General features: G+C 70.1%; 13 protein-coding genes. 8 read left to right on the top strand and 5 right to left on the bottom strand.

Translation table 11 applies throughout. The features are described from left to right. From JF886_RS03585 to JF886_RS03575, 3 genes are all read left to right on the top strand, one after another. Positions 1-333: WecB/TagA/CpsF family glycosyltransferase (locus tag JF886_RS03585; protein WP_337309693.1), on the top strand; the 333-nt coding region annotated here is incomplete at its 5' end. Beyond that, positions 330-1031, top strand: a complete 702-nt coding sequence (locus JF886_RS03580) for a dolichyl-phosphate beta-glucosyltransferase (RefSeq protein WP_337309692.1) — start codon at positions 330-332, stop codon at positions 1029-1031. The genes JF886_RS03585 and JF886_RS03580, both read left to right, overlap by 4 nt. A 298-nt stretch (positions 1032-1329) precedes the next feature. Beyond that, positions 1330-2412 (top strand): sensor histidine kinase, encoded by a 1083-nt coding sequence (locus JF886_RS03575; protein ID WP_337309690.1) that lies wholly within the window; start codon positions 1330-1332, stop codon positions 2410-2412. A gap of 1 nt (position 2413) precedes the next feature. Here JF886_RS03575 and JF886_RS03570 read toward each other — a convergent pair whose 3' ends face one another. Both JF886_RS03570 and JF886_RS03565 read right to left on the bottom strand, forming a co-directional pair. After that, positions 2414-3349 (bottom strand): cation diffusion facilitator family transporter, encoded by a 936-nt coding sequence (locus tag JF886_RS03570; protein ID WP_337309688.1) that lies wholly within the window; start codon positions 3347-3349, stop codon positions 2414-2416. A gap of 50 nt (positions 3350-3399) precedes the next feature. Then, entirely contained in the window at positions 3400-4026 is a 627-nt protein-coding gene (locus tag JF886_RS03565; protein WP_337309686.1) for a DsbA family oxidoreductase, read from the bottom strand. Between the two features lie 66 nt (positions 4027-4092). On the opposite strand from JF886_RS03565, the gene JF886_RS03560 reads away from it, so the two are divergent. Both JF886_RS03560 and JF886_RS03555 read left to right on the top strand, forming a co-directional pair. Then, on the top strand, positions 4093-4464 hold the full coding sequence (locus tag JF886_RS03560; protein ID WP_337309678.1) for a DUF192 domain-containing protein: 372 nt from the start codon (positions 4093-4095) through the stop codon (positions 4462-4464). Positions 4465-4502: 38 nt separating this feature from the next. Beyond that, a complete protein-coding gene (locus JF886_RS03555; protein ID WP_337309676.1) occupies positions 4503-5558 on the top strand; it encodes an NAD(P)-dependent alcohol dehydrogenase in 1056 nt (351 codons plus the stop codon). On the opposite strand, the gene JF886_RS03550 is transcribed toward JF886_RS03555, so the two are convergent. Next, the gene (locus tag JF886_RS03550) at positions 5510-6625 is read right to left on the bottom strand and encodes a winged helix DNA-binding domain-containing protein (RefSeq protein ID WP_337309675.1); all 1116 of its coding nucleotides are present in this window, start codon (positions 6623-6625) and stop codon (positions 5510-5512) included. The two genes, JF886_RS03555 and JF886_RS03550, sit on opposite strands and share 49 nt — an antisense overlap. Positions 6626-6691: 66 nt before the next feature. Between JF886_RS03550 and ligD the strand changes: the two genes are divergently transcribed. Next, positions 6692-7663: a non-homologous end-joining DNA ligase gene (gene ligD, locus JF886_RS03545; protein ID WP_337309673.1), complete on the top strand. Its 972-nt coding sequence runs from the start codon at positions 6692-6694 to the stop codon at positions 7661-7663. A gap of 411 nt (positions 7664-8074) precedes the next feature. After that, positions 8075-8389, top strand: coding sequence for a hypothetical protein (locus JF886_RS03540; protein ID WP_337309671.1), 315 nt, complete (start codon positions 8075-8077; stop codon positions 8387-8389). Between the two features lie 3 nt (positions 8390-8392). On the opposite strand, the gene JF886_RS03535 is transcribed toward JF886_RS03540, so the two are convergent. Both JF886_RS03535 and JF886_RS03530 read right to left on the bottom strand, forming a co-directional pair. Then, on the bottom strand, positions 8393-8830 hold the full coding sequence (locus tag JF886_RS03535; protein ID WP_337309669.1) for a hypothetical protein: 438 nt from the start codon (positions 8828-8830) through the stop codon (positions 8393-8395). Further along, entirely contained in the window at positions 8830-9453 is a 624-nt protein-coding gene (locus tag JF886_RS03530; protein ID WP_337309667.1) for a TetR/AcrR family transcriptional regulator, read from the bottom strand. The genes JF886_RS03535 and JF886_RS03530 overlap by 1 nt, the downstream gene beginning before the upstream one ends. An 811-nt stretch (positions 9454-10264) precedes the next feature. Between JF886_RS03530 and JF886_RS03525 the strand changes: the two genes are divergently transcribed. After that, on the top strand, positions 10265-10888 hold the full coding sequence (locus tag JF886_RS03525) for a ComF family protein (protein ID WP_337309665.1): 624 nt from the start codon (positions 10265-10267) through the stop codon (positions 10886-10888). Positions 10889-10922 lie beyond the last annotated feature (34 nt).

Genomic DNA, 10922 nt, shown 5'->3' with positions numbered 1-10922 from the left:
GGGCTGGACGTGGTCGCCGACGGCGGCGATCCCACCGCGGCAACCGCCGCGCGGGTGGGCGCCGGCGAGCCGGCCGTGGTGGCGGCGGCGTACGGCGCGGGCCGCCAGGAGCGCTTCCTGCGCGAGTACCTGCCGGCCATGTACGGACGAGTCGGCATCGGCGTCGGCGGCACCCTCGACTACCTGGCGGGGACGGCCCGGCGCGCGCCCGCGCTGGTGCGCCAGGCCGGGCTGGAGTGGCTGTGGCGGCTCGCCCAGGAGCCCAGTCGATGGCGCCGCCAGCTGGCGCTGCCGCAGTTCTGGTTCCTGGAACGTCGCGAGGTGCGGCGGTGATCAGCGTCGTGATCCCCGCATACGACGAGCGCGAGCGCATCCCGGCCACGCTCGAGCGCCTGCGCGAGTACCTCGACACAGCTGGTGAGCCCTACGAGGTGATCGTCGCGGACGATGGCAGCACCGACGGCACCGTCGAGTACGTGCGCGCGACGACCGAGACGTGGCCGCAGCTCTCGCTGGTGGCGTTGGAGCGCAACCAGGGCAAGGGCGCGGCGGTGCGCGCGGGCATGCTTCGCGCGCGCGGTGAGCACCGCCTCTTCAGCGACGCCGACCTGAGCACGCCCATCGAGGAGCTGCCCCGGCTGCGCGCTCGCTTGGGTGACGCCTGTCACGTCGCGATCGCTTCACGGGCGGTGCCAGGCGCCACCATCGACGTCCACCAGCCGGGGAGGCGGGAGATGATGGGCCGCACCTACAACCGACTCGTGCAGCTGATCGTGCTGCCCGGGCTGCACGACACCCAATGCGGGTTCAAGGTGTTCACCGCGGAGGCCGCGGTAGCGTGCTTCGAGCCGCTGCGCACCAGGGGCTTCGGCTTCGACGCCGAGGCGCTGCTGCGCGCTCGCCGCAAGGGCTGGGAGATCGCCGAGGTTCCGGTGCGCTGGAGCCATCGCGAGGCCTCGCGGGTGAGTGCGCTGCGTGACTCCGGGATGGTTCTGCTCGACCTGATCCGCTTGCGCTTCATGCGCCACTGAAGCGGTCGACGTAAACGCTTTTCTTCTGTCCGCTGCCCTGCGGCGCTCCCTCCGGCAAAGCTAGAGTGGCGGGCGGCCAAGGGATTTCGGGTGTTTCCCGGGCCCGCCAGATGTGCCCGACGACGGAGGCTTCCATGGCAGCGACTCGTTTCCAGAGGGCACGTCGCGGAGTGCTCATCACCCTGGCCGCGGCCAGCTTGGCCCACGGCTGTGCCGGCTCTTCGACCCTGGCACGGGACGAGGGCGCGGCGTAGACTGACATCGGCCTATCGCTTCAATCAGCTCAGGAAGGGTGATCGTGACAGCTGACCTCTCGGCGCCACCGTTCACCCTCGACGTGCGGGTGGCGAGATCGCCCCTGGTGGGGCTGCGCTACGGCGTCGACGGGCGAGGCACGGACATCGATGACCTCATCGAACGCCTCGAGGCCGCTCACTCCGCAGCCGGCGCCGAGCGCGACGAGGTGCGCACCCGGCTCAAGCCGTACGACGCCAACCACCAGGCCATCGTCCAGCGCCTCACCGGGGGAAGCGGCGGGCAGTACCTCCAGCGTCTCGAGGAGGGCCTCGAGCTGCGCACCGAGCTGGCCGCGCTCGACGAGCGCATGGTCTGCTTGCGCGGGCGAATCGACGATCTCCGCGAGCAACGCGCCATCCTCGCCAAGCTGAAGAAGTCGCTGGCGCGAATCGCCACCCTCGAGGGGGCCTCGATCGACGGGCCCGGCGCCGCCGCCAACCAGGCGGTGCGCCAGCTCTTCCACCTCATCGACCAGGACCACGACAGCACTGCCCAGGACATCTTCGAAGGTCCGATGCAGCTGCTCGCCGACGCCGCGCTGCACACCGAGCTGATCGGCCACGCCGTGGCCCGCGACCCAGCCGCGGCCGTCGCCGGCGCCGCCAGCTGTCGCCGCTCCACCGACGCGGCGCTGCGCCAGCTCCAGCGGGTGGTGTTCCGGTTGCACCCGGACGATCTCCACGAGGAGGGGCTGGTGGCGTCGCTGCGGCGGCTGGTCGCCGATCTCGAGGCGACGGTGAGCGCCAAGATCGTCGTGCTGGGCGCGCCCCGCCGCCTGCGCGCCGGCGTCGAGGTGGCGCTCTTCCGCATCGTCCAGGACGCCCTCAGCAACGCGCTCGCCCACGGTCATGCGAGCAACGTTGAGGTGGCGCTGCTCTTCCAGCCGCAGCGGGTGGCGGTGGTGGTGCTCGACGACGGCGAGGGCTTCGACGTCACCGCCACCGAGGCACGGCTGGGGCGCAGCACCGGGCTCGGCCTGCTGACCATGCGTCAGCGAGCCGAGATCGAGGATGGCCACCTCGAGGTGCGCAGCGTGGTGGGCGAGGGCACCGAGGTGCGCGCCGGCTTCCCAGCGCCCGACTGAGCTACCGCGCTCCGCGCGCCGTCTCATGGACGAGCTTGTGGTGTCCCTCGATGTTGCAGTAGAGCGGCGCCTCCACCGAACAGGACGGGCACTCGGGCTGCACGGTGACGTGCTCGATGCCGAACTCCTCGCAGAGCACGAGCTCGACCGAGCGGATCATGGCGGTGACCTCACCGAGCGAACGATCGCCGACGATGACGTGCGCGGAGAGGGCCCGGTGCTCGCGGTCGAGTGACCAGATGTGGAGGTCGTGCACGCCGTCGATGCCGGGCAGCTCCGCGATCCGGGTTCGCACGGCCTCCAGGTTGAGGTCGCGCGGCGTCCCCTCGTTGAGGATGTGCAGCGCCTCGCGCAGTAGTCCCAGGGCACCGACGAACACGAGCGCGGCGATGAGCAGGGACACCCCCGCGTCGGCACGCGTCCAGCCCAGAAGGAGGAGCGCGAGCGCGCCCACCACGACTGCCGCGTCGGTGAGCACATCGGCGATGACGTGGAGCGCGGCGCTCTGCACGCCCAGCCCGCCACCGGCGCCGCGCAGCAGCACGGCGATGGCCAGGTTGCCGGCAAGGGCGAGGGCGCCGATCACCAGCACCGGTATCGCCGTCACCGCTGCGGGGTGCTGGAGGCGGCTGATGGCGCCGGCGGCGATGACCGCGGCGATGACCACCAGTACCGCGCCGTTCAGGGCGGCGGCGACGATGCCGCCGCGGTGATGTCCAAAGGTGTGGCTGGCGCCGGCGGGGCGGCGGCTGCGCGAGACCGCGTACCACGTGAGCCCGAGCGTCGCCGAGTCGGTGACCAGGTGGCCGGCGTCGCTGAGCAGCGCCAGTGAGCCGGAGGCCACTCCGCCGGCGATCTCGGCGACCGCGATGACGGCCACACCGGCGATGGCGAGCCGGACCCGCGACAGCGTGCTCGACACGGCCGGCTGGGTCATGGCTCGATTATCCCCCTCGCCGCGCACTCGAACCCGTTGCAGCGATCGGGTCAGTGGACGGCCGCGACCGGCTTGCGATGGCGCCCCACCTCAGCGTGACCGGTGCGGGCGCGTTTGAGCTCGAAGAGGCGAGGCTCGACAAGCACAGGCGCAACCTTGTCCCAGAGCTCGCCGGCCTCTTCGCCGGTGATCTGGGTGTCGACGATGGGGCCGAAGAAGGCGGCGCCGCCGTCGATGCTGAGCGTGGGCACGCCGAAGGCTCCGCGCACGACCGCGGCGGCGTGCTCAACGAGGAGATCGTCGAGCGTGCTCGGATCGGCGACGGCCTCGTCGGCGAGGCCTGCCTGAAGGCCGGCAGAGCTGACTGCGGCCCGGAGGACGTCGATGGCGCCGAGGTCCTCGGACCGCTCGTGGCTGGCCTCACCGAGGGCGAGGTAGGTGGCCCGGACGGCCTTCTCACCGCCGGCCCGGCGGGCGGCGACCATGACCCGCAGGGAGGTCTCGCCGGCCTTGAGTGCAGCAGCGTGGGCATGCTCGCGGTTGATCTCGGCGAGCGAGAACAGCTTGGTGGTGATGGTGATGGGGCGCACCCGCTCGACCTCGAACAGCCACAGCGCTGTCAGCCAACACCACGGACAGAGGGGGTCGACGTGGATCTCGACCTCTTGGTTGGTCATGCAACGACTGTACCGGGCGTGTTGCTTTCGACGTCCGTGCACCGGATCGCCCGTACCATCGGGCCGATGGCACAGCTGTACCGCCTGGAGACCGAGACCGGCTCGGTCGTCGCGGAGCACGTCGAGGTGGCCGACACCCTCTGGTCGCGCTTCATGGGCCTGATGTTCCGCCGCGAGCTGCCCGCCAGCCACGGCCTGGCGATCCGGCCGTGCAACTCGATCCACATGTTCTTCATGCGCTTCGCGCTCGACGTGGTGTTCGTCGACGGCGACGGCCGGGTGGTGCGCGTGGTCGAGTCGATCCGGCCCTGGCGGGCCAGCAGCCTGGTGCGCGGCGCCAAGGCCGCCATCGAGCTGCCCGCGGGCACGGCCGCGCGCTTCGGGGTGGCCCCGGGCGTGCTGGTGCGCATGGTGGAGGCGGGTCCGGCGGCCGCCTGAGCGTCTCGGACCGCAGTGCCTGTCCCTAGGATGGGCGGATGATTCCCACCCGCGGCTACGCCGCGACCGACCCCAAGACACCACTGGGCCCCTTCGACTTCAAACGGCGCGACCCGCGCCCGAACGACGTGCTCATCGAGGTCCTCCACTGTGGTGTGTGCCACAGCGACATCCACCAGGCGCGCGACGAGTGGGGAGGGTCGATCTTCCCGATGGTGCCGGGGCACGAGGTCGTGGGGACGGTGACGAGCGTAGGCGCGGACGTGAGCCGGTGGCGCGTGGGGGAAACCGTCGGCGTCGGCGTGTTCGTCGACTCCTGTCGCAAGTGCGAGGCGTGCCTGGCGGGGGAGGAGCAGTACTGCCTCGAGGGCATGACGGTCACCTACAACGGGCTCGAACGCGACGGCAAAACCCCGACGTACGGTGGCTACTCGGAGCGCATCGTCGTCGACGAGAGCTACCTGCTGCGCATCCCCGACGGCATCCCGCTGGACGGTGCGGCGCCGCTGCTGTGTGCTGGGATCACCACGTACTCGCCCATCCGCCACTTTGGAGGTGATCAGGCCCGCGACGCGGCGGTGCTGGGCCTCGGCGGCCTCGGCCACATGGGCGTGAAGTTCCTCAAGGCAATGGGCGCGCGCGTCACCGTGCTCAGCCATTCACCGGGCAAGCAAGACGACGCTCTGCGACTGGGCGCGGACGACTTCGTAGCCACAGCTGACGATGACGTCTTCGAGAAGAACGCGGGCCGCTTCGACTTCATCCTCGACACCGTGTCGGCATCGCACGACTACAACGCGTACCTGCGGCTGCTTCGCCGCGACGGCACCATGGTGATCGTGGGGCTGCCCGACCCTTCCACGTTGGAGCCGGGAGCGCTGATCAACAAGCGCCGCCGTCTCGCCGGCTCGGTGATCGGCGGGATCCGCGAGACCCAGGAGATGCTCGACTTCTGCGCCGAGCACGGCATCGCCTCGGACATCGAGACGATCCGCATCCAGGACGTCAACGAGGCGTACGAGCGGACCATGCGCAGCGACGTGCGCTACCGGTTCGTCATCGACCTGGCGTCGCTGCGTGAGGGTGAGTGCTGAGCCTCCAGGTGGAGTGGTAGCTGGAGGAACGCCGCGTAGCGCTCGGCTGCGCTGGCGACGGCGGCATGCGCGCGCTTGGGAAGCTGCTCGAATGGTGTGATCGTCAGTCGTACGGTGCCCTTCTCGACGGCGCGCTTCCAGCTGCCGACCACACGGCCGTTGACGACCAAGACGTTGTTGGAGATGACGTCCATGCGGTTGGGCATGTGGTGGAGATCGGCGGCGTCGATGAGGTGCGTGCGGTCCGCGTAGGCCACTGTGTACTCGTCGAAGTCGGGGAGGAGGTGCCCGGTTGGGAGGCGCCCGGTCGTCGGGTGCGCGGTGGGTGCGAACCAGTAGGTGCGGCCTTCGAGCTCGATGCACTCCACCTGCGACTGTGCGGTGTTGGTGCCCGTGGTCGCCTCAGTGGTGGACAGGCCGGACCACCACGCGAAGTCCTTGATGGTGGCAGGCCCGTGGCTCGCGTAGTAGCGACTGGCAAGCTCGGCCAGCGCGGTCGCGCGGTCCCTCGCGGGTGCCGGTGGGACAACCTCGTCGAGCAGTGCGTAGGTGTGCTGCTTGCCGCGCAGCGGCCCGCTGCAGACGATGCCGTCGAGCTCGGCGCCGATCATCAGGTGAGCCAGCCGGTTGTCGACGCGCGGCTCGATGCCCTCGCTCCACAGCGCGTCGCCCAGCTCGATACGGGTGAGGGGGCCTCCGTGCAGTGCCGCGGCGACGATGCGGTTGCTCTTGGCCAGCATGGCGTCATCGACGCCGGACCTGCGGTAGCCGTAGGCCATCAGCGCCTTCACGCGCGGAGCCGTGAGGGCCAGCATCCAGCGGATGTCGTCGGGCGTGACGAGGTGCCAGGTGGGGCGCAGCAGGTGGGTGCGCAGGATGGATCCGCTGCTGAGCGCATCGTCGACGTCTGCGCCGGTGAGGTCGGCGGTGCGCTGCGCGACGGCCCATCTGGCGGCGGGGTAGTCCTGGGATTGGACAGCCACGAGGTGGCGCACGACGTCGGCCGCAGCGGCGGGCGCGGGTCCGAGCAGGTGCTGGCTGCGCAGGCGCTCCTGGAGGATGTCCATGTCAGCGAGGTATACACGCACGATGGTGCGATAGGCGGCCAGTCCGCGATGATCACCAGGAGGGTCATGGCAAAACCACCGAGCCCCGGCGGGGATGAGCGGGAGGGCGTTCGGCTCAGCAACCTCGAGGACCGTCTGTTCGAGGGCGCGAACGCCACCAAGCGTGACCTCGTCGACTACCTCGACGCTGTGGCCGATCGCATTCTTCCGGTGCTGCGGGACCGGGCGCTCTCTGTGATCCGGGTGCACCGCGGGCAGGAGGCGTTCATGCAGAAGAACCTTCCGAGCTACGCCCCGGAGTGGATCGAGCGAGTCAGCTCGTGGGCGGAATCCTCAAAGCGGGAGGTCACGTACGCGCTGTGCAACGACCGTCGCGCCCTGCTGTGGTTCGCCAATCAGCGCGCCGTCGAGTACCACCCCGCCCTTACCACGGCCGCCGCTCCCGACCTCGTGACCCACCTGGTGCTCGACCTCGACCCGCCGGACGCTGATTCCTTCCCCATGGCGGTCCGAGCTGCGCACCTGGTTCGGCAGGCGCTCGCTGAAGCCGCCCTCGACGGAGCGGTCAAGACCAGCGGCGCGAAGGGCGTGCACGTCTACGTGCCGATCGCCGGTGGGGCGCCGGTCGACGAGGTGGCGGCAGCCACGCGCGCGCTCGCGACACGCGCCGAGCGACTCGATCCGAGCCTGGCCACCACGGCCTTCACGAAAGAGGACCGCGGCGGCCGCGTGTTCGTCGATGCAACACGGGTCGGTGCCGCCACCGTGGTGGCCGCGTACAGCCCGCGACTGCGGGCCGGGACACCCGTATCGTTTCCAGTGGACTGGGATGAGCTCGACCGTGTGGCCCCGGGCGACTTCACTCTGCACACCGCGCTGCGGCTCCTCGGGGAACGCGACCCATGGGCAGCGCACATGCCCCCGGCGCAGCCGTTGCCACCCGGGCTCGTCGAGGAGGGCAGGGAGATTCCATCAGGCCGTGTGCAGGCGATGCACGAGGGGCGGCGCCGCTCCCGTGCCCGCCGCGCGCCACCATGACATCAGCCGTCGCGGTGGTGCGACGCCGCCTGCTGTGACGGGAACCACGGCTCGACGGAGACGGCGACGGCGTGACCTAAGGGACCGCGTCTGCGTTACCCGAGAATGATCCGGCCGATCTCATGCGGCGTCGTCCTCCTCGCACTGTCGGGCTGTGGAATGGCCGCAACTCCAACTTCGTCGTCGGTTGACGGCGCCACGACGACGCCCTCGCCGACAGCCATCTCGGCGTCACCGACGCCCACTCCCGGTAGTCCTGACCCTGTGCCCGGATGGGTGAGCTACCACAGCGCGAGCAATCACCTCACCTTCAGGCACCCAACAGAATGGTTACCGCTCGAGTGTGGATGGGTCTTCATCCAGCCTGACTCACAGGCTTCCACGTGCCCGCAAGGTGACGGGTTCTGCTGCGTGTTCCTCGCCGCCTCGGACAACGCTCAGAGGGGCGCGTTCTCGCTGATCTCCACGAATCGACGCCTGTACAGCACTGTGGCCGAGACTGCAGTGACGGTGAACGGGGTCACCGGCACCCGGCTCTCCGGTACGCAGACGCAGGGCATGGGTGCCGGCTCCGGCCAGATGGCCCCCCAGGTCGAGTACGACTTCACGACCGATGGCAGGAGCTACCACTTCCTGGCCAACGTTGGACCCCCCGATTCGGGGCGCGCGGGCGGGGTGACTGCGGCGCAGTTCGATCAGCTCGTGCAGACGGTGACGTTCGGATAACTGCTAACCGGATCGGCCTCGCAGAGGTCCTGTGGAGGCCAGGACAATGGTCGCCACCCCGCACAGTGCGACAGCCGCACCAACCCAGAAGAATGGGACCGTGGACGGGTCAAAGCTGACGGCGGGATCGTGGTTGGTCAGCGCGGCGCTCAGGAAAGCCGAGGCACACGCCCCCACCCCAAACAGGAATCCGCCCAGGGCGAACCAGCGCTGCCGGCCTGCCCGGCGAACGAGCAGGAACCCAGCCGCCGCGGCCAGGACGATGCCGTAGTAGGCCTCGAGGGAGATGAAGCCGACGGCGGCGCCCGCGACAGCGCTGGCGGCAACGTAGACGATCGCGGGGGCCTGATGCGCAGGCGCCGGCGCGTCCCGGCGCTTCCTTGATCGCAGCACGAGCAGGACGATGAGCGGGACGAGAACGAGAAGGGGAAGCAGGAGCATCAGTCAAGCACCAGTCGCTTCGTGCTGCGTCGGCGCGGGGGGGCCGCTCCCTTGCCGAGCAGCCTGTCGATCCAGGGAGCGGTTTCGGTGAGCGTCGCCACCAGCGCCTTGGACCCGCTGGTGTCGCCGCCCTGCATCCGGGCGACGATTTCGAGGCCCATGTAGAGGGCGATCACGGCGGAACCGATGACGCCCGGGTCGAGCATGCCGGCGAGCGGAGACCCGGAGACGATCCGTTGCGCAAGCTCCTGTGCAAACGTCATCCACGGCTGCATGCGACTGACGATCTCCGGCCCGAGGGCGGGGTCGAACGCCATCGCGCCGACGATCTCTTGCACGGCGGTGAGCTGACCGAGCTGCAGGTCCTCGCCGTACAGCTCCTCCATCGCCGCAGCCAACATCGCCAGTGATGAGACATCGCCCAAACGCACCTGGTAGCGGGCGAGCCGCTCGCCGCTGATCTGGTCGAGGACGGCGAGCAGCAGAGCGTCGACGCTGCCAAAGTGATAGAAGACCAGCGCGGGGCTGAATGCGGCGGTGGCCGCGATGGCGCGGACCGACACCCCTGCGTAGCCCTCGGTCCTCAGCGTCTGGAGAGCCGCGTCGATGATGCGCGCGCGCATGCGGTCGCCGGCTTCGTTGCGGCGGTGACGGCGGCCGCGCGTGCCGGGCGGGGACGGGAGTCCGAGCCGCGCGTGCCCTGGCGCGGCCGTGGTTCTCGCAGGTCGTCGCCGGTGGCCGAGAGGTTTGGGAGCGACTCGATCCTGACCATCTGACTTGATCATATGATCAGGTTACTGTGGATCGCATCATCCGTCAAGGAGGTGATCAGCTCAGCACCGTCGGCGCTGGATCCGCTCTCGCCGCGTCGCCAGTTGCACCGCGAGGAGCTGAGAGCTTCGTCATGAAGATGCCCACCACCGGTGCCAACCCGGGCGTGCACACCGTCTGCTGGAACCTGGACCTCGCCGCGAACTTTCGGCGGCCGCCAACCTGCGCGACGGTTCGTGTCACAACGTGAGCCACGCGAAGCCGCCCCGCGGCGTCGTCGGCACCGCAGCGTCGCTAGCGCGTGCTCGGTCGACGGCGCTCATAGCGCGCGTCCGGCGGCTCAATCGGATCCGACGGAAGTGCAATAGCGGCAGCAGCCGATAGCGACGGCGGCGCGGGTGAGACGGGCGCCGGCCGGCCCGCTCCTTCGCCGCCGGGGGCATGATCCGGGCCGTCTGGCCGGGACCTGTGGGCCACGGGCCGAAAGGACTGGCGGACGGCACCAGCGTGGTGGCGGATGCTTCGCCACCATCGGCGCGCCCGCGCATGCCGGACCGCGGGAAGCCACATCGACGGTTCATGGCTGAACTCGCTCTGCATGGCTTCGGCATTGTGCGCACGAGCGAGCGGCGCAGGCCAGCGCGAGCCCATACTTACACAGAAATGTATGAGTGGATGTCGCGCGCGCGAACCGCCGTTCTCGACAGTCTGGCGCCGGCTCGCTGTGCCAGCTGCGGCGACGCCGGCCAGGTGCTCTGCGAGGCGTGCGTCGCCTTCCTGGAGGTGGCTCCGCCTCCGCTCATCGCCGGAGCCGGAGCCCGTGCGGCCTTCGTCTACGACGACGAGGTGCGCCAGGTCCTCCACCACGGCAAGTTCCGCGACTGCCGGACCGCCCTGCGCGCCCTGGCCTGGCTCGGCGCCTCCCGGCTCACGCCACCGGTCGGTGCGATGGTCGTCCCAGTGCCGCTCTCCAGGGGGCGCCTCGCCGAACGGGGCTACAACCAGGCGAGAGTGGTGGCCGGGGCCTTCGCGGACTTCCACGGCCTGCCAATCGCCGACCTGCTGGAGCGGACGAGGGAGACGCCGCCGCAGAGCACGCTGGACCGCTCGGCGCGTCAGGCCAGCGTGGCCGGTGCGTTCGCGGCGATTTGCGACGTAGCCGGGAAGCGCCTGTGGGTGGTCGACGATGTGCTCACCACCGGGGCGACGTCGAACGCCGCCCGGGGCGCTCTTCTCGACGCGGGAGCGGCCCAGGTGGAGGTTGCGGTTCTTGCTGCGGTGCTGTAGCCGGCGCGCTCGCGCGCCGATGGCCTGCGAGAAT

The organism is Candidatus Aeolococcus gillhamiae (genome assembly GCF_016464765.1).
GTDB lineage: Bacteria > Chloroflexota > Dormibacteria > Aeolococcales > Aeolococcaceae > Aeolococcus > Aeolococcus gillhamiae.
The sequence above is the reverse complement of the archived record's forward strand: the minus strand, read 5'-3'. Positions and strand labels throughout refer to the sequence as shown.